This is a genomic window from Pseudomonas sp. 3MAES_34.3B (assembly GCF_058145875.1).
This window is the reverse complement of record NZ_CM176960.1, coordinates 123,090-143,495: the sequence shown is the minus strand read 5'-3', so window position 1 is coordinate 143,495 and position 20,406 is coordinate 123,090. Positions and strand designations below refer to the sequence as shown.

Annotated in this window: 7 protein-coding genes; all 7 read right to left on the bottom strand. The window is 62.7% G+C overall.

Annotated features, from left to right (window positions below; all coding sequences use genetic code 11):
• Window positions 1-2 precede the first annotated feature (2 nt).
• Window positions 3-1,481: an efflux transporter outer membrane subunit gene (locus AC3Z8Y_RS00610; RefSeq protein ID WP_490088019.1), complete on the bottom strand. Its 1,479-nt coding sequence runs from the start codon at window positions 1,479-1,481 to the stop codon at window positions 3-5.
• Window positions 1,478-2,377: an efflux RND transporter periplasmic adaptor subunit gene (locus tag AC3Z8Y_RS00605; protein WP_181113954.1), complete on the bottom strand. Its 900-nt coding sequence runs from the start codon at window positions 2,375-2,377 to the stop codon at window positions 1,478-1,480. The genes AC3Z8Y_RS00610 and AC3Z8Y_RS00605 overlap by 4 nt, the downstream gene beginning before the upstream one ends.
• The gene (locus AC3Z8Y_RS00600) at window positions 2,374-2,583 is read right to left on the bottom strand and encodes a DUF1656 domain-containing protein (RefSeq protein ID WP_490088018.1); all 210 of its coding nucleotides are present in this window, start codon (window positions 2,581-2,583) and stop codon (window positions 2,374-2,376) included. The genes AC3Z8Y_RS00605 and AC3Z8Y_RS00600 overlap by 4 nt, the downstream gene beginning before the upstream one ends.
• Window positions 2,580-4,661, bottom strand: coding sequence for an FUSC family protein (locus AC3Z8Y_RS00595; RefSeq protein WP_490089907.1), 2,082 nt, complete (start codon window positions 4,659-4,661; stop codon window positions 2,580-2,582). Before AC3Z8Y_RS00595 ends, AC3Z8Y_RS00600 begins: the two co-directional genes overlap by 4 nt.
• The gene (locus AC3Z8Y_RS00590; RefSeq protein WP_181113986.1) at window positions 4,658-5,071 is read right to left on the bottom strand and encodes a MarR family winged helix-turn-helix transcriptional regulator; all 414 of its coding nucleotides are present in this window, start codon (window positions 5,069-5,071) and stop codon (window positions 4,658-4,660) included. The genes AC3Z8Y_RS00595 and AC3Z8Y_RS00590 overlap by 4 nt, the downstream gene beginning before the upstream one ends.
• A gap of 168 nt (window positions 5,072-5,239) precedes the next feature.
• Window positions 5,240-5,578, bottom strand: a complete 339-nt coding sequence (locus AC3Z8Y_RS00585) for a tryptophan synthase subunit beta (protein WP_181113958.1) — start codon at window positions 5,576-5,578, stop codon at window positions 5,240-5,242.
• Window positions 5,579-5,649: 71 nt separating this feature from the next.
• Window positions 5,650-20,127, bottom strand: a complete 14,478-nt coding sequence (locus tag AC3Z8Y_RS00580; RefSeq protein ID WP_490088017.1) for a cadherin-like domain-containing protein — start codon at window positions 20,125-20,127, stop codon at window positions 5,650-5,652.
• Window positions 20,128-20,406: the final 279 nt, after the last annotated feature.

The following is a 20,406-nucleotide window of genomic DNA, read 5'->3' as shown; positions in this document are numbered from 1 at the left end:
CCTTATTCGCGAGCTCCGCCTGCGGCTTCGGCGGATGGCCGTCCCCGTGCTCCCACAGTAGCCGGCGCACTTTCCCACCCCCCGCCCAGCGCCAGGAACAGGTTGATCTGTTCCATGGCCACCCGAGTATTGGCTTCGGCCAGCTGCGCTCGAGCCGTGGTGTAGGTACGGGTAGCCTGCAGGTCTTCGAGGAAGGACTGCCGGCCGGCCAGGTAAAACTGATGGGACTGGTCCGCGGCCTGGTGGGCGGAGCGCTCGGCCTCGGCCAGGGCGTCGCGGCGTTCCAGTACCGCAGCATAGGTGGACAGGCTGGTCTGGGCTTCGCGTACCGCGTTGAGCACTACCCCATCGAAGCCTGCCAGCGCGCCTTGGGTCGCAGCTTCGGCCTCGCGTATACGGGCGCGAGCCCCATTGGTGGGGATGGTCCAGCTGATCAGGGGGCCGAAGCCCCAGCGGTTGGTAGAAGGGTCGCCCAGCTCATCGAGAATGCCCACGGTGCCAACCGTGGCGCCGATGCTGATGTCCGGGTAAAGCTGACCGGTCGCCACACCAATGCGTGCCGTGGCAGCCGCCAATTGCCGTTCGGCGCGGCGTACATCGGGCCTACGCTTGAGCAGCGTGGCGCCGTCCCCTACCGGCAGCAATTGGGCGATATGGGGCAGCTCGGCGCAGTCCCCTACGCCAGCCGGCAATTGCTCAACGGGTTTGGCCAGCAGCATGGACAACCGGTACAGGCCGGCGGCGCGCTCGGCCTGGTAGCGAGGCAACTCGGCGCGCAGCGATTTGAACTGGGTTTGCGTACGGGTAACCTGGGTTTCATCGCCACGGCCCGCGTCGCGCAACCGTTGCGCCAGGTTTACGCCTTGTTGCTGCAACTCGAGGGAATGCAGTGCGATATCACGTTCTTCATTCGCCGCGCATACCTGGGTATACGCACGTACCACGTCCGCCACCACGGTGATGCGAGCGGTATCGGCGGCCGCCTGGGCAGCATCGGCATTGGCGTTGGCAGCTTCCACGCCACGCTTGAGGGTGCCCCACAGGTCGAACTCATAAGAGGTTTTGATCGATGCCGCGCCGATGTTCGCCACGGGTACTTTTTCGGTCAGCAAAAAGGCCTGCCCGGATTCCTGCAACCGCTGCGCCTCGGCGCTCACACTGGCGTTGAAGCCACCCTCGGCTTCGGCCTGCTCGGTCTGGAAGCGGGCCCGCGCGATGTTCGCGGCCGCTACGCGCAGGTCGGTGTTGGAGGCCAATGCCTCACGCACCAGCTGGTCCAGCCGCGGATCATGGTACAGCTGCCACCAGTTGGCAGGCACGGGCGCGGACACCACGTTCGGATTGCCTTCGCCCAGCTTCGCCTGAAGGTCCGGCCGGTTGACGGCCGCGGTGCTGGGCAACTGGTAATCCGGGCCCACGGTCTGGCAGGCCGCGAGGCTGGCCAACGCAGCCAGCACCAAGGCACGCAAGGCAGTACTCATTGCGCCGCTCCTTGCTGGCCTGCCGCCGGTGCGTCGTCGAGCAACGAAACCGTGGCCGTACGGCCAGCGATCATGCGGAAATCCGCGGGTACCTGATCGAAGGCGATGCGCACCGGAATACGCTGGGCCAGGCGCACCCAACTGAACGCCGGGTTTACGTTGGGCAGCAGGTTGCTGCCGCTGCTGCGGTCGCGGTCTTCGATACCGGCCGAGATGCTTTGCACGGTACCGCTCAACCGCGCGGTATCGCCCATCACCCGAATGTCGACGGCTTGGCCGATGTGGATATGCGGCAGCTTGGTTTCCTCGAAGTAGCCATCAATGTGATAGGAGTCGCTATCCACAACCGACAGCACCGGCCGGCCAGCTGCCACAAATTCATGCTCGCGGGGGGCGCGGTCGTTCACGTAGCCGTTCACCGGGCTGCGGATCACGGAGCGGTCCAGGTTCAGCTGGGCGGCATCCACGGCTACCTGGGCTTCGAGCACGGCGGCCTGGGCGCGGGCTTCGCGAGACTGGCTTTCCTCCAGTTGCTCCTTGGCCACCAGGTTGCCCAGCCCACGGTTGCGCTTGTTCTCGCGCTGCGCCTGGGCGAGCGTTTCCCTGCGGTCGGCCAGGCCTGCCTGGGCTTGGCGAAGGGCAAGACGGAAGCGGTCCTGGTCGATGGTAAACAGTACGTCACCACGCTTGACCAGCTGGTTGTCGTGCACCGGCACCTGCTCGATCAGGCCGGAAACGTCCGGCGCGATCTGCACGATATCGGCGCGGATGTGCCCGTCTCGGGTCCAGGGCGCGAACATGTAATACATCACCATCCGCCATACCAGTACCACGGCGAGGGCGACTACGATCAAGGTGAGAAAAAAGCGACCAAACGTCAGCAAAGGTTTTTTCATGTCATCAGGCTTCGGCAGATTACGTCTACCGCGCTGAGCAGCACGGTGTAGAGGGCAATGTTGAAAAGGGCCCGGTGCCAGACCAGGCGGTAGAAGTGCAGCCGGTTGAGCACGGCATGCACGCCTAGAAAGAGCGCGTAGGCAATGGCCATGATGCCCAGCAGGGTGGGCAGGAAGATCCCGCCGATATCCAGTTCACCGATCACAGCGGGGCTCCATCGATACCATAGGGCGGTTGTTCCTCGGCTTGGTCGCCTTCCACCACTACCTCGGTGCCAGGCAACAACGCCAGGCGCAATCCGCTCAGCGCGAGCAACAGATGAGGGCAGGCTTCGGCGTCCAGGCAACTATTGAGCGCGCGCCGGGCCCGGTCCATGGTTCTCAAGCTGGCCATGGGTGGCGGCAGGCGCTCACCGGCCTTGAGGTTGGCGGCGAAATACGCAGCCACTTCGCTCACCACCTGTTTGAGCAACACTTGCGCGCCGCTATCCACCCGGCGCGCATAGGCAAGGATATCCAGCAGGTTGAGCGCCACGCGCACGTCGCGCAGGGCACCACCGGTGTCCTGGCCCACCTGGCCCAGGCGCGGCAGCACCTGCATCAGGCGGTCGAGCAAACGCACGGCCATTTGCCGATGTTCCTGCAGCGTGCCGGGCTCGCCCAGGCGAGTGATGTCCTGCCAGCCGAAGCGCGTCAGGCGGCGGGCGGCGGCTTCGGTGCCAAAGGGGCGCACCACGAGGGTCCAGCAGAAGGCAAACAACAACCCGGCAGGGCCCGCGATATTGCCATTGATGAAGCTCATGAAGTCGGCGTCGTATTGGCTCTGAATGCTGATAAAGGTAGAGCTGTTGACGATGGTCAGTAGGGTTCCCAGATAGAACTTCGGTTGCACCGTGAGTGCGCCGATCCAGATGAAAGGCACCGCGAACGCCAGAACCAGCATGGCGAAATCGTGCAGGTTGGGCAGCACCAGGAACAGGTATAGGCCAGACAGCACTACAGACACCATGGTCCAGAAAAAGAACCGGTAGATCTGCGGGGCAGGGTCGTCCATGGAGGCGAAGAAGCTGCACGAAACGGCCGCCAGGATGACTGCACTGGCGCCGTCGGCCCAGCCGGTCAGTATCCAGATAGTCGAGGCGGCAGCGATCGCGGTCACCGACGACATGGCGGAATAGAACATCAGGCCGCGGTCGAAGAACGGCGTAAGGCGGCCCAGGCGCCAGTGCCGATACACGGCCTTCCAGGGCTCGCGCTGCTCGTTGCGGATGGCCAGGTGGAGCGTGCGGCAGTCTTGCCAGAGGTCGGCCCATTCTTCCAGGCGATACAAGGCATTGGCCAGTAGCAGTTGCTGCCGATCCGCCAAGGCTTCGGGGGCGGGTCGCACCTGATCGATATGATCATGCAGCGCCTGCCAGGCCGCTTCGCTGGGGTTGTCGCCGCTGGACGCCAGCCATTGCTGAGCGTGTTCAAGCACGGGCGCCATACGGGCGGCGAGTTCCGGCGTACGCCGCTCCAGCGCCACGAGTGCGTCGTCCAGCGCGTCGATGGTGGGCAGCAGGTGGATCATCCGCCCGCGTAATTCCTTACGGTTACGCACGCTCTGCGGTGTAGCGCCTTCATGAGGCAACTGGCCGATCATCTGCTCCAGCGAATTGAACGTCACGACCATCGACGAACGCAGCGGCCCTACTTCGTCAGCGCTCACGCTACGTGACAAGTAGCGCAGGCTGTAGGCATCCGCCTCGCTGAACCATTTGTCCAGCGCGCCTGCGACCACAGGGGCCAGGCGGCGCGGCCAGAAGATGGCGCCCACCACAGCGGCGCAAACGATGCCGATGAAAATTTCCTGAGTACGCGAAGAGGCTACGTCGAATACCGCCGACGGGTTATCGACCACCGGCAACGCGATCATGGGCATGGTGTAGCCAGCCAGCATCAAGGCATAGAAGTTGGCCGTGCGAAGGTGCAGCGACAGGAACAGCAATGTACCTGTCCACAGCGACACCACGATCACCAGCAACACCGGCGCCTGCACGAACAGCGGCACCAGCAACACCGCCGCGCTGGCCCCCAGCAACGTCCCCAGGAAGCGATACACCGCCTTGGAGCTGGTGGGCCCTACATAAGGGCTGGAAACGATGTACACCGTGGCCATGGCCCAGTAGGGCCGGGGCATCTCTAGCTTCAGCGCGATGTACAGCGCCAGCATCGAAGCAGAGAAGGTGCGTACGCCATACCACCAATCGCGGGCTGGCGGCAGGTCGCTGAAAAAGCCTTTCAGGAAGCCCATACGGCGGACCCCTGCCCTGCTTCTTCGAACGCCCTCACTACGCGCAGCGCGGCTTCGAGGTCGGCCTTGTCGACGTTTTTCAACACGTCTCGGCGCAGCCGCACCAGCTCGCCTTCGATGGCTTCGGCTAGCTCGCGCCCTTGTGGGGTAAGGCTTAGCGCCTTGGCGCGGCGGTCGGTAGTGTCTTCGGTGCGCTGCACAAAGCCTTGCGCGCACAGCTGGTCGAGCAGGCGTACCAGCGAGGGGCTTTCAAGGCCTGAAGCATGCGCCACGGTCACCTGCCGCACACCGTCGCCCAGGCGCACGATGGCCAGCAGCGGTACCGCGCACGCTTCGGAGATGCCGTAGTTGGCCAGGGTGGTCTGGCAGATCCGCCGCCAATGCCGGGCCGCTACGACCATGCCGCTACTGATATTGAGCTGGAGCTTGTCGAGAGTGTTCACAGGCGCCACATAATTGATAGGTTGCTAACTATCAATACTCGATCAAGTCGGTTGTGTAGTCAATAGTTACAAATTGCCACAGCGATGGATGGCCCACCAAACTTTCCGGCAGGCAAAAAAACGGCCTCAGATGAGGCCGGTTTCTTCGTCGTTGATCAGCCGGCTTAGCCCGCCGAGGGCTTCACGCGCCTGGGTACGGTCCATCAGCTTGGCCTGGGCAGCCGGTGGCAGGTCGGTGATGCGGATCACCCCTTTGCTGGTAAGCAACTGGATAAGGTCATCAAGCACCCGCACCATGTCCAGGTCGCTTTGCTGCAAAGCCTTCAGGCTGGTTTCCACGGCTTCGCTGCTGAACCAGGCCTGGATATCCAGATGGTCGGCGGCGAGGGTTTCGCTGTAGCCGGAAAATTCCGTGGGCTGCACCCGAACGAGGCGGCCTTCGGCGTTGCGCTGGACGTAAAACATCTATGAACCCTCTTGTTCGGCGTTACGCCTTTGGCCCGGCAACAGCATAAGCCATTGCCGGGCCGTGGGCATCAGGCGTGGTCCACCTTGATGTGAGTGTCGGCGCCAGCAACCAGGCTCTTGAGCGCATCGTAGCCGATGCCAGACACCTTGATGCTCACGTCAGCCGCCGAGGCGTTGGTGCTTGCTGCTGCAGTAGTGCTGAGCTTGCCAGCGCTGCTGACCAACAAGGTACCCGTACCGTCGGTGTTCTGGGTCACTTGCAGGTACTGGGTAAGGTCGCTGCCATGGCCGGACAACAGGTCGCTCAGGTCGATCACGTCGCCTTCACCGGTGTTGAAGTCGGTAATGGTGTCCGAACCGGTTTCGCCCTTCACATACACGAAGGTGTCCGCGCCAGCGCCACCGGTGAGGGTGTCGTTGCCGTTTCCGCCGACCAGGATGTCATTGCCCGCGCCGCCGCTGAGGGTGTCATTGCCACCCTGACCGAAGAGGATGTCGTTGCCGTCGTTGCCGGACAGCAGGTCCGCGCCACCGGAGGTGGTATTGACCAGCTTGGCAATGGTCGCCACGTTTTCCGAGATGTACTCGTGCAGCGCGGAGTCGGTCACCGTGGTAACGCTGGTAGCCGTCGACACGTAGGCGCGCAGGGCTTCCACGCCTTCGTTGCTGCTGCCGCTGAGGGTAATGGCATCTCCGAAGATGATGTCATTGCCAGCACCGCCAGAGATAGTGTCGATCGCCGGCGCGGCGGTAACGTAATGGCCTTCGATCGCCGCCTGCAGCTTGGCCGGGTCAACGTTGGTCTGTACCTGGCCATCGGTGTCGTAGGGCACCAGTTTGGCTGCGGTAATCGTGGAATTGATCCCGATCGCTTCCACGGTGCTGCTCAGATTGCTGAGGGTATCAAACGCGTCCCCCGCCTGCGTGGTCGCGGTTTTGGTCGAACCGCTGCTGGCCGCGCTGCTGTCAGTGGTCGACACCTCGTAGGTGCCGTCACCTTCGGCGTGAAGGGTACCCAGCACCTTGTAGGTCCAGCCGTCCTTGTCGGAGTGGGTCCACTGGTACACCTGGCCCGACGAGTCCACGACCGTGCGGGTTACACCACCGATGACCGCGGTTACAACCTGCCCGGAATTAAGGGTGTAGTTGTTCACGTCCACCAGGTCGTCAAGGTAGGTAGTGCCCTTGCCCCCGGTGTCACCGGTCACGCCCGTGTAGAGCTTCGGATCGGTTTCGCTCTTCTGGTAAGTGTTGGGCTCGCCGTCGGTGATGAAGTAGGTCTTGGTGACCGCTTTGGTGTTGTTCTGCGCCAGGTCGCTTTCGAAGAAGTTGGACGCGGCTTTGAAGGCATCTTCGTAGTTGGTGGTGCCGCCGCTGGTCATGCTCTTCAATACTGCAATGAGCTTGCTCAAGGCATCAGGATCGGACAGCTTCACCGCCACCGACTGTTTCACAGTGGTGTCGAAGTCTTCGAGGTATACGACCACGGTCCCCGCACCGGCGGTCTTGGCGCTGTTGACCAGGTTGGTAAAGACAGTGGTCAGCGACTTCACGGCGGCAGCTACTGCATCGGAACCCATGCTGTCGGAGGTATCTACGATGAATGCAATGTTGTAGTTCGTGCCTGGCTGCAAGGTGGTGCTGGTCACATCACCAACGATGATGTTGCTACCGGCGTCACCGGTAATGGTATCCGCCGCGCTGGTACCGTTCTGGTGCGTGTACACCGCCGGAGTGATGGTGATCGGCAGGTTGCTGACCGTATCCAGGGTGGACGTGCCGTCCTTGGACGTGGTGGTCACTTTCAGTGTGTCGGTGCCGCTGTGGTAGGTTGCCGGGGTGTAGGTAAGCGTGGTCATGGTCCACTGGGTTACATCCACGGACGTATTGCCGGTGGTGGACGTGAACGTATGGCCAGCACCGTCAGACAGCGTGGCCCCTACCGGGATGCTGCTGATCTTGGTGACCGAGGCGGTTTCCGAGCCATCGGTGTCGGTTACGCCCGCAACCAGTTTGAGGGTGGTCGAGCCGTTTTCGGCTACAGTCGTGTCGCCGCCCACGGTGAGGGTGGACGCGTCCGCCACGGGGGCAATCGCAATCTTCACTGCCGCGTCGTTGCTGTACGTCGTACCGTCGCTCACTTTGTAGGTAAGGGTGACGATGCCCGAGGCATTGGCGTACGGCACATAGCGGATAAGGCCGGCGTCGATGGTCGTTTGCGAAACTGTCAGCGAAGAGTTCGCCGCCACGCTCACCCATTTGCCGCCGTTGTAGTACTCGATGGTGCCTTGGGTTGCCGCTGGCGTGGTGATCTGTACGGTCATTTTACTGGGCGCGGTATCCACGTCGGTGACGCTGAAGTTGGCCCACTTGAGTACCACGGCGGTGTCTTCGCTGGTGCTCGCAACGCCGTTCCCTGCAACCGGCGCATCCGGCACCGGCGTAACGTGCACCGCACCGCTTACGGCAACCGAATTGGTACCGCCATCGTTGACCACCACCGTATAGGTGCGGTCTGCGGCGCTTGGGTCTTCACTGGTGTTGGCATAGGTGATCGACTTGATCGCGGCCACGTAGTCGGTGATAGACGCCGTGCCGGTGAGGGTCACGGTGATCTTGCCGCTGACGCTGGTGTCCACGGTGGCGGTGATGCCAGCCGGCAAGCTGCCGGCCTTGAGCACGTCGTAAGCCTGCGCGTTGCTCAGCGTTACGGTCGCGCCCTTGAGCGTGGTGGTGCCGTCGGGGTCAACGATGCTCAACTGCTTAACCAGTTGAGTAGCCGGGTCATTTTCGGTGTAGTTCAGGTCTGCGGTGGTGCCAGTGGTCGGGGTAAGGTTTACCACCGGGGCATCGTTCACGGCATCAACGGTAACGGTGAGGGTACCGGTACGCACTACAGGCGTAGCCACGCCCTGCTCGGTCGCGGTCGCCGTTACGGTCAGCACGAAGCTGCCGTTGTAGTTCAGCGGCGTGCTGAGGGTCAGGTTGGCCAGGTTCATCCCGGTCACGACCGCCGAGCCGTTGGCGTCGAAGGTCACGGTGGTGGTGCCGTCGGTCAGGGTGGTGCCGGCAGGCGCGCCGCTGAGGGTGGTGACGTGGGTCTCCGAACCGTCAGTGGTGTCGCCGTAGGTCACGCTGATCGGGGCCAGCTTGGTGCTGCCATCTTCCAGGCCGTGGTTCAGGCTGGTTGCCGTGTAGTAACCCTCGCCATTGCTGCCATGCAGCGCAGACACGTCCAGGCCGGCGGCGGCCATGTCCTGCACGCTGCCGAAGGTCAACAGGCTGTTGAGCGAAGTGGCTACGCCATCTACCAGTACGGTCACGTTGTAGTTGCCCGGGCCGCTCTGGTTGTAGTGGTACAGGTCGATGGTGTAGTAGCCGGTGTCCGTCGGCGTGAAGGTGATGCTGGTGATCGCACCGGAGTTCTTGCCCCAGCTGGCGGTCGCTACGGTGGTGCCGCCCAGGGTGATTGCCAGGCTGTCATCGCCGGTGCCTGAGAAGCTGTAGGTCTTGCCGGCTTCCAGGTAAACAAGGCCGCTGACCTTGGTGGCGGTGCCGGCGGCGATATCACCGCTGCTGGCGAGCGAGGTCACGCCGTGGACCGTCGTGTTGACAGTTGCGGCGCTGCCTACGGTGTTGATCAGCGTGGCGGTGTCCGCACCATTGCCGCCGGTGCCCAGGGTAGCCTTGGACAGCGTGGTCCAGGTGTCCTTGTTCAGGCCGGTAGAGGTAATGGTGGCCGCGTCTACGGTTACGACCGGAATGTCCACCACCGGGTTGATGGTGATGTTCAGGGTGCTGGTCGAACCGGTATTGGTGGTGTAGGTCACCTGCTCCACGCTGCCGGCCCAATCCGCAGCCGGGGTGAAGGTGTAGGTACCGTCAGCCGCCACGTTCAAGGTGCCGTGGGCCAGTGCGATGTCGGTGCCAGTGGCGTAGGTGGTGCCGCCAACGCTGACCGAGCTGATGCTCAGGGTGTTGTCTACGTCGATGTCGTTGCTCAGCAGGTTGCCTTGGGCCACGTTATCTTCGTTCGCGCTACCGGTGTCGGCGGTGAGCACGCTGGCATCGTCGACCGCGGCCAGGGTGATGCTTACGGTGCCGGTCGTGGTGCTGGTAGTGCCCAGGTTGTCGGTGGCGGTGTAGCTGACGGTGTCGCTGCCGTTCCAGTTGGCGTTCGGCACGAAGGTCAGCGTGGCGCTGTTGCTGCTGGCCGTGATGACGTCGCCCACATGCACAATGCTGTTGGCGTCGTTGGCATCACGTAGCAGTACGCCGTTCTCCGGGATCGAGGTGATCTTGAAGGAGCTGACGGTGCCGTCCACGTCCGTACCGCTCAGCACCACAGCCACTGCATGGTCTTCGTCGCCGCTTGCAGCGCTGTTCGCCACAACCGGTGCGTCGTTGACCGCAGCCACATGGACCACCAGGTCCTGGCTGACGCTCTTCGGCGCGGCATTGCCGTCCTGGGCGGTTGCGGTAACGGTCAGGGTGATGTCGCCGTTGACGTTCAGCGGTGCGGTGAACTTCACGCTGGACAGGTCCCACCCGGTCACGTCCACGGTGCCGTCGGCGCCAACCTTGACGGTATGCGCAGCGGTGCCGTCGGTCAGCACGGAGCCTTCCGGTACTTTGCTGATAGTCACTTTCAGGCTTTCGGAGCCATCCACGTCCGTAGTGGCTGCCTTGATCGTCGACAACAGGATCGGCTGGTCTTCCAGGCCGCTGTTGCGGGTTTCCACGAGCTGAATGTTATCCAGCACGCCGCCGGTGCTGTTCTGGTCGACGGCTACGAACTCCAGCTTTTCAGTGCCATCGGCGCTGACCGGCAGGTTGAGTGTGTAGTGCGTCATGCCAGTGCTGCTGGCAGTCAGGGTAGTGATCAGCTGACCGCCCCAGTACACATTGATCTTCGAATCGCCCACAGCACCGCTGCGCGCCGAGTAATCGAAGCTTACGGTGTAGGTCGCCCCGCTTTGCGCGCTCACGGTGGTGTAGAGATTGCTCGGATCGTTGGGGTTGCGCTCCAGCTCGATCACCTGGCTGGTGGTGCCGGCACCGTAGGTGGTACCCGATCCGATTTCAACGGTATTGCCGCTGTTGTCGGTGTGCCACTCGCCGCTGCCCAGCTTGCTCACCGCTACGGTGGCCTTGCTGCCGGCCGCCACTTCCTGGAGGTCGGTGGATGCCAGGGTGCTTTGGCCGATCAAGCTCAGGGTTGGCGTGTCGGTGACCGGGTTAACGGTAACCTCGATGTTGCCACTGGTGGTGACTGTGCTGCTGGTGTTGGCCTTCTCGGTGGAGGTACCGGTCACGGTGAGGGTATAGGTGCCGCTGGCATCCTTGGTCGCGGTGAAATTGATCGCGCTCAGGTTCCAGGTGCTGACATCAACGCTACCACTGCTACCGGCCGGGGCCGTGTAGGTGTGGGTGCCATCGGTGAGGGTCGCGCCAGCGGGAATGCCGCTGATAACAGTCGTATGCGTTTCCGAGCCGTCGTTGTCGGCGTAGGTCGCCACGGTGCCCAGGGCAATTGCAGTGTCTTCGTTACCGCTGACCGCATGGTTGACGATCACAGCCGCATCGGCAATCGGGGTCACGTTTACCACGATGGTGCCGGTGGTGGTCGCGGTATTGCTGTTCGCGCTTTCAACCGAGGTGCCGGTCACGGTCAGGGTGTAGCTACCGCTGACGTTGGTGCCTGCGCTGAAGGTGATGCCCGACAGGTTCCAGGTGCTGACGTCCACGGTACCGGTGGTTGCGGTGGCAGTGAAGCTATGGGTGCCATCCGTGATCGTCGCGCCGGCGGGGATGCCGCTGATCTTGGTGACGTGGGTTTCCGAGCCGTCGTTGTCGGCGTAGGTCGCCACGGTGCCCAGGGCAATCGAGGTGTCTTCGTTGCCGCTGACGGTGTGGTTGACGATCACAGCCGCATCGGCGACCGGCGTCACGTTCACCTGGATGGTGCCGGTGGTGGTCGCGGTGTTGTTGTTCGCGCCTTCGACGGACGTGCCGGTCACGGTCAGGGTGAAGCTATCGCCAGAATTGGTTGGCGGCTTCACGCTGATAGTGCTCAGGTTCCAATTGCTGACGTCGACAATACCGTTGCCACCAGCCGGGACCGTATAGGTGTGGGTGCCATCAGTCAGGGTTGCGCCCACCGGCACGCCGCTGATCTTGGTGGTATGCGTTTCCGAGCCGTCGTTGTCGGCGTAGGTCGCCACGGTGCCCAGGGCAATTGCAGTGTCTTCGTTACCGCTGACCGCATGGTTGACGATCACAGCCGCATCGGCCACCGGGGTCACGTTCACCTGGATGGTGCCAGTGGTAGTCGCGGTGCTGCTGCTGTTGCCGTTCTCGGTGGAGGTACCGGTCACGGTCAGGGTGTAGTTGCCGCTGACGTTGGTGCCTGCGTTGAAGGTGATGCCCGACAGGTTCCAGGTGCTGACATCCACGGTGCCGGTGGTTGCGGTGGCAGTGAAGCTATGGGTGCCATCCGTGATCGTCGCACCGGCCGGGATGCCGCTGATCTTGGTGGTGTGGGTTTCCGAGCCGTCGTTGTCGGCGTAGGTCGCCACGGTGCCCAGGGCAATGGAGGTGTCTTCGTTGCCGCTGACGGTGTGGTTGACGATCACAGCCGCATCAGCCACCGGCGTCACGTTCACCTGGATGGTGCCGGTGGTGGTCGCGGTGTTGTTGTTCGCGCCTTCGACGGACGTGCCGGTCACGGTCAGGGTGTAGTTGCCGCTGACGTTGGTGCCCGCGCTGAAGGTGATGCCTGACAGGTTCCAGGTGCTGACGTCCGCGGTACCGGTGGTTGCGGTGGCAGTGAAGCTATGGGTGCCATCCGTGATCGTCGCACCGGCGGGGATGCCGCTGATCTTGGTGGTATGCGTTTCCGAGCCGTCGTTGTCGGCGTAGGTCGCCACGGTGCCCAGGGCAATTGCAGTGTCTTCGTTACCGCTGACCGCATGGTTGACGATCACAGCCGCATCGGCAATCGGGGTCACGTTTACCACGATGGTGCCGGTGGTGGTCGCGGTATTGCTGTTCGCGCTTTCAACCGAGGTGCCGGTCACGGTCAGGGTGTAGCTACCGCTGACGTTGGTGCCCGCGCTGAAGGTGATGCCTGACAGGTTCCAGGTGCTGACGTCCGCGGTACCGGTGGTTGCGGTGGCAGTGAAGCTATGGGTGCCATCCGTGATCGTCGCACCGGCGGGGATGCCGCTGATCTTGGTGGTATGGGTTTCCGAGCCGTCGTTGTCGGCGTAGGTCGCCACGGTGCCCAGGGCAATCGAGGTGTCTTCGTTGCCGCTGACGGTGTGGTTGACGATCACAGCCGCATCGGCCACCGGGGTCACGTTCACCTGGATGGTGCCAGTGGTAGTCGCGGTGCTGCTGCTGTTGCCGTTCTCGGTGGAGGTACCGGTCACGGTCAGCGTGTAGTTGCCGCTGACGTTGGTGCCTGCGCTGAAGGTGATGCCCGACAGGTTCCAGGTGCTGACGTCCACGGTACCGGTGGTTGCGGTGGCAGTGAAGCTATGGGTGCCATCCGTTATCGTCGCGCCGGCGGGGATGCCGCTGATCTTGGTGACGTGGGTTTCCGAGCCGTCGTTGTCCGCGTAGGTCGCCACGGTGCCCAGAGAGATGGCGGTGTCTTCTTTGCCGGTCACGCTGTGATTGACGATCACGGCCGCGTCAGCGATCGGGGTCACATTCACCACAATGCTGCCGGTGGTGGTGACGGTGCTGCTGGTGTTGCCCTTCTCGGTCGAAGTACCGGTCACGGTCAGGGTGAAGTCATCGCCGGAGTTGGCTGCAGGCTTCACGCTGATATTGCTCAGGTTCCAGCTGCTGACGTCGACGGTACCATTGCCACCCGCCACGGACGTGTAGGTGTGGGTGCCATCGGTCAGGGTCGCGCCAACCGGCACACCGCTGATTTTGGTGGTGTGGGTTTCCGAGCCGTCGTTGTCGGCGTAGGTCGCCACAGTGCCCAGGGCAATCGAGGTGTCTTCGTTGCCAGTTACGGTGTGATTGACGATCACCGCCGCATCAGCGATCGGCGTCACGTTCACCACGATGTAGCCGCTGGTGGTTACAGAACTGCTGGTATTGCCATTCTCGGTAGAGGTGCCGGTTACCTTCAGCATGAAGTCGTCGCCGGAGTTGGCCGGCGGCGTCACGCTGATCGCGCTCAGGTTCCAGGTACTGACGTCGACCGAACCGGTACCGGATCCGCCGATGGTCACGGTATTGGTGCCGTCGGTGAGGGTTGCGCCCGCCGGGATACCGCTGATGACTGTGGTGTGAGTTTCCGAGCCGTCATTGTCGGCGTAGGTCGCTACCGTGCCCAGGGCGATCGCGGTGTCTTCTTTGCCACTGACGATGTGGGTCACGATCGAAGCTGCATCGGCGACCGGGGTCACGTTCACCACAATGCTGCCGGTGGTGGTGACGGTGCTGCTGGTGTTGCCCTTCTCGGTCGAGGTGCCGGTCACGGTCAGGGTGAAGTCATCGCCGGAGTTGGCTGCAGGCTTCACGCTGATATTGCTCAGGTTCCAGCTGCTGACGTCGACGGTACCATTGCCACCCGCCACGGAGGTGTAGCTGTGGGTGCCATCGGTCAGGGTCGCGCCAACTGGCACGCCGCTGATCTTGGTGGTGTGGGTTTCCGAGCCGTCGTTGTCCGCGTAGGTCGCCACGGTGCCCAGAGAGATGGCGGTGTCTTCTTTACCGCTGACCGTGTGGTTGACGATCAGGGCCGCGTCGGCGATCGGGGTCACGTTCACCACAATACTGCCGGTGGTGGTGACGGTGCTGCTGGTGTTGCCCTTCTCGGTCGAGGTGCCGGTCACGGTCAGGGTGAAGTCATCGCCGGAGTTGGCTGCAGGCTTCACGCTGATAGTGCTCAGGTTCCAGCTGCTGACGTCGACGGTACCATTGCCACCCGCCACGGAGGTGTAGCTGTGGGTGCCATCGGTCAGGGTCGCGCCAACTGGCACGCCGCTGATCTTGGTGGTGTGGGTTTCCGAGCCGTCGTTGTCGGCGTAGGTGGCCACGGTGCCCAGGGCAATCGAGGTGTCTTCGTTACCTGTCACAGTGTGATTGACGATCACCGCCGCGTCGGCGATCGGCGTCACGTTGACCGCGATAGTGCCGCTGGTGGTGACGGTACTCGCGGTGTTGGCGTTTTCGGTGGACGTACCGGTAACCGTCAGCGTGAAGCTGGCGCTGGAGTTGGCTGGCGGGGTAACGCTGATGCTGCCCAGGTTCCAGGTGCTGACGTCGACCGAACCACCACCGGATCCGCCGATGGTTACGGTCTTAGTGCCGTCGCTGAGGGTCGCGCCCGCCGGGATACCGCTGATCACAGTAGTGTGCGTCTCGGAACCGTCATTGTCCGCGTAAGTCGCTACGGTGCCCAAGGCGATTGCGGTGTCTTCGTTGCCCGTCACGGTGTGGCTGGCAATTACGGCCGCATCGGCGATCGGTGTCACATTGACCAGAATGGTGCCGGTGGTAGTCGCGGTGCTGGCAGTGTTGGCGCTCTCGGTGGAGGTGCCTGTCACAGTCAGGGTAAAGCTGTCGCCGGAGTTGGTCGGCGGAGTGACGCTGATGGTGCTCAGGTTCCAGGTGCTGACATCTACCGACCCGGTATCCGATGCACCGATCACTACGCTGTTGGTGCCATCGGTGAGGGTCGCTCCCGCCGGGATGCCGCTGATTACCGTGGTGTGGGTCTCCGAGCCGTCGTTATCGGCGTAGGTGGCCACTGTGCCCAGGGCAATGGCGGTATCTTCGTTGCCAGTCACTTGATGGGTGGCGGCGATGACCGGAGCGTCGGCAACCGGCGTCACGTTTACCACAATGGTGTTCGAGGTGCTGGCGCTGCTCTGGTTGCCGGTTTCAAGCGAAGTACCGGTCACGGTCAGCGTGATGGTGTTGCTCGAGTTGGCCGCCGGGGTCAGCGTGATGGTGCTGAGGCTCCAGGTCGAGACATCGACGGTACCGTCGCCATCCACTTCAGAGGTGTAGCTGTGGCCGTTGCCGTCGCTGATGCTGGCGCCAACCGGAATACCACTGATAACAGTGGTGTGGGTTTCCGAGCCGTCATTGTCGGCGTAGGTGGCCACGGTGCCCAGGGCAATTGGGGTGTCTTCGTTGGTGGTCAGCGCTTGCTGGGCGATGACCGGGGCGTCGGCAACCGGCGTCACGTTCACCACGATGGTGTTCGAGGTGCTGGCGCTGCTCTGGTTGCCGGTTTCAAGCGAAGTACCGGTCACGGTCAGCGTGATGGTGTTGCTCGAGTTGGCCGCCGGGGTCAGCGTGATGGTGCTGAGGCTCCAACTGCTGACATCAACGGTGCCGTCGCCATCAACCTGCGAAGTGTAGCTGTGGCCGTTGCCGTCGCTGATGCTGGCGCCAACCGGGATACCACTGATAACAGTGGTGTGGGTTTCCGAGCCGTCATTGTCGGCATAGGTCGCCACGGTGCCCAGGGCAATTGGGGTGTCTTCGTTGGTGGTCAGCGCTTGCTGGGCGATGACCGGGGCGTCGGCAACCGGCGTCACGTTCACCACGATGGTGTTCGAGGTGCTGGCGCTGCTCTGGTTGCCGGTTTCAAGCGAAGTACCGGTCACGGTCAGCGTGATGGTGTTGCTCGAGTTGGCCGCCGGGGTCAGCGTGATGGTGCTGAGGCTCCAACTGCTGACATCAACGGTGCCGTCGCCATCAACCTGCGAAGTGTAGCTGTGGCCGTTGCCGTCGCTGATGCTGGCGCCAACCGGGATACCACTGATAACAGTGGTGTGGGTTTCCGAGCCGTCATTGTCGGCATAGGTCGCCACGGTGCCCAGGGCAATTGGGGTGTCTTCGTTGGTGGTCAGCGCTTGCTGTGCGATGACCGGGGCGTCGGCAACCGGCGTCACGTTCACCACGATGGTGTTCGAGGTGCTGGCGCTGCTCTGGTTGCCGGTTTCAAGCGAAGTACCGGTCACGGTCAGCGTGATGGTGTTGCTCGAGTTGGCCGCCGGGGTCAGCGTGATGGTGCTGAGGCTCCAACTGCTGACATCAACGGTGCCGTCGCCATCAACCTGCGAAGTGTAGCTGTGGCCGTTGCCGTCGCTGATGCTGGCGCCAACCGGGATACCACTGATAACAGTGGTGTGGGTTTCCGAGCCGTCATTGTCGGCGTAGGTGGCCACGGTGCCCAGGGCAATTGGGGTATCTTCGTTGGTGGTCAGCGCTTGCTGTGCAATGACTGGAGCATCTGCAACCGGGGTCACGTTCACCACAATGGTGTTCGAGGTGCTGGCAATGTCACCGTTGGCGGTCTCGGTCGAGGTGCCGGTGACGGTCAGCGTGACGGTGTTGCTGGAATTGGCCGCCGGGGTCAGCGTGATGGTGCTGAGGTTCCAGGTCGAGACATCGACGGTGCCGTCGCCATCTGCCTTGGACGTGTAGCTGTGGCCATTGCCGTCACTGATGCTGGCGCCAACCGGAATGCCGCTGATGACGGTGGTGTGCGTCTCGGAGCCGTCGTTGTCGGCATAGGTGGCCACAGTGCCCAGCGCGATGCTGGTGTCTTCGGCGGTGGTCAGCGTTTGAGCCGGGATGACCGCAGCGTCAGCCACAGGCGTCACGGTGACGGCGATGGTGCCGACGGTGGTGTCGGTGCTGCTGTTGGCGCCTTCTACCGACGTGCCGGTAACGGTGAGGTTCCAGCTGCCGCTGACGTTGGTGCCCGCATTGAAGCTGATGCCCGACAGGTTCCAGCTGCTCACGTCCACGCTGCCGCTAGTGGCAGTGGCGGTGAAGGTGTTGGTGCCATCGGTGATGGTCGCACCAGCCGGGATGCCGCTGATCACGGTGGTGTGGGTTTCCGAGCCGTCGTTGTCGGCATAGGTCGCCACGGTGCCCAGGGCAACCGAGGTGTCTTCGTTGCCGGAAACGGCACGGCTTTCATCCAGGACCGGAGCATCGGCCACTGGGGTCACGTTCACCACGATGGTGTTCGAGGTGCTGGCAATGTCACCGTTGGCGGTCTCGGTCGAGGTGCCGGTGACGGTCAGCGTGACGGTGTTGCTGGAATTGGCCGCCGGGGTCAGCGTGATGGTGCTGAGGTTCCAGGTCGAGACATCGACGGTACCGTCGCCATCCACTTCAGAGGTGTAGCTGTGGCCGTTGCCGTCGCTGATGCTGGCGCCAACCGGAATACCGCTGATAACAGTGGTGTGGGTTTCCGAGCCGTCATTGTCGGCGTAGGTGGCCACGGTGCCCAGGGCAATTGGGGTGTCTTCGCTAGTGGTCAGCGTCTGCTGGGCGATGACCGGGGCATCGGCCACAGGCGTCACGTTCACCACAATGGTGCCAGTGGTGGTCGCAGTGCTGGCGCTGGCGTTCTCGGCCGAAGTACCGGTGACAGTCAGGGTGATAGTGCCACTGGCATTCGCAGGCGGGGTTATGGTGATCGCGCCCAGGTCCCAGGTCGATACATCAACAGTGCCGTCGCCGCCCGCTTCGGACGTGTAACTGTGACCGTTGCCATCGCTGATAGTAGCGCCGACCGGGATACCGCCGATTTCGGTGGTATGCGCCTCCGAGCCATCGTTGTCAGCGTAGGTAGCGACAGTACCCAGGCTGATCGCGGTGTCTTCGTTACCGGTGACTTCGCGCGATTCGCTGATTACAGGGGCGTCAGCAACCGGCGTCACGTTCACCACAATGGTATTGGAGGTGGTTGCGACGTCACCGTTGGCGTTCTCGGTCGAGGTGCCGGTGACGGTCAGCGTGACGGTATTACTGGAGTTGGCCGCCGGGGTCAGGCTGATGCCCGACAGGTTCCAGCTGCTGACATCCACACTGCCAGTGGTCGCAGTGGCGGTGAAGGTGTTGGTGCCGTCGCTGATGCTGGCGCCAACCGGAATGCCACTGATAACAGTGGTGTGGGTTTCCGAGCCGTCATTGTCGGCGTAGGTGGCCACGGTACCCAGCGCGATGCTGGTGTCTTCGGCGGTGGTCAGCTCTTGAGCATTAATAACGGCAGCGTCAGCCACCGGGGTCACGGTCACGGCGATGGTGCCGACGGTGGTGTCGGTGCTGTTGTTAGCGCCTTCTACCGACGTGCCGGTAACGGTGAGGTTCCAGCTGCCGCTGACGTTGGTGCCCGCATTGAAGCTGATGCCCGACAGGTTCCAGCCGCTCACGTCCACGCTGCCGCTGGTGGCGGTTGCAGTGAAGGTGTTGGTGCCGTCGGTGATGGTCGCACCAGCCGGAATACCGCTGATCACGGTGGTGTGGGTTTCCGAGCCGTCGTTGTCGGCGTAGGTCGCCACGGTGCCCAGGGCAATCGAGGTGTCTTCGTTGCCGGAAACGGCACGGCTTTCATCCAGGACCGGAGCATCGGCTACTGGCGTGACGTTCACCGTAATGGTGTTCGAGGTGGCTGCGGTACTGCCATTGGCCGCTTCGGTCGAAGTGCCGGTAACGGTGAGGTTCCAGCTACCGCTGACGTTAGTGCCCGCGTTGAAGCTGATGCCCGACAGGTTCCAGCTGCTCACGTCCACGCTGCCGCTAGTGGCAGTGGCGGTGAAGGTGTTGGTGCCATCGGTGATGGTCGCACCAGCCGGAATACCGCTGATAACAGTGGTGTGGGTTTCCGAGCCGTCATTGTCGGCATAGGTGGCCACGGCGCCCAGGGCAACTGAGGTGTCTTCGTTGCCGGTAACGGTCTGGCTATCGACCGTTGGTGCGTCGGCCACCGGTGTAACTGTCAGGTCGAGCGTACTCGACGCACCGGTATTGGTGGTGTACGTGATCGTAGGAACTGTGCCGCTGTAGTTAGCGACTGGCGTGAAGGTGTAATCACCATTCGCCGCAATCGTAATAGTGCCAACACCCGCGATGGTCGCGGCCTGGCCCGCCGTGAACGTACCGGTAACCCCAGCAACGGTATAACCGGTCACGCTCAGCGCATTGTCGGCATCGCTGTCGTTGGTAAGCACATTGCCGGTAGCTGCGTTGTCCTCGTCAACAGTAGCGGTGTCCGCGCCAACGAGGGTGGGGCTATCGGTGGGGCTGGCTTGCTCGGCGGTAATCGAATCACCGCTGCTAATGCCGGCGGTGTTGAAGCCAATGGTGGGATCTACCGCGCCTGCGGTTTCCTCCAGCAATACAAAGCTATGGCTGCCGCCGCCCGAACCGCCGGTATCCACGGTGTTGCCGGCAGCGGTGGCTTCCAGGTCTGTCGTCGGGTCAGCGCCGGCGGCGATGGCCTTCTGCAGCTCGGCTACGGAAGGCGCCTGATGTGCCGGGTCTTCGACCGGGCGAGTCATGTCCGGAGTATTCGCGCTCCACTGGGAATCCCGCCCGATGTCCAGGCTACGGCCGTCATTGAGCGTCAGCGTCACGGCGCCCGAAGCGCCCGTTTCAACCACCTCACCAGCGAGCAATCGGTCGCCCTCGACAAGGACCCGGCGGATCCCCTCGGGCGAAACTGCGATCACTTGGCCAACAATGCTTTTTACGATGGCGACGACGCTCATGTGACTTCTCCGAGACTACCGTTCTGGTCGCTTCCGTACGACTGGCAGGGAAAAGCCCTGACATTTCAGTGGGGAGCGTGATGTATAAAGGGATGATATTGAGTGGCGTCAGTTATATGACGCAGCTTGTAGGAAATTAACTATCCGACAAACTATTGACCTATTGTCCGGCATCCTAAACAATCCGCCGCGTAATGTCACATTGATATTCACCCGGCTAACCGCCTGCATTGTGTGTCCCCGGTTTCCTTTAAGGACTTGCCGACATCCGCGCGCTTC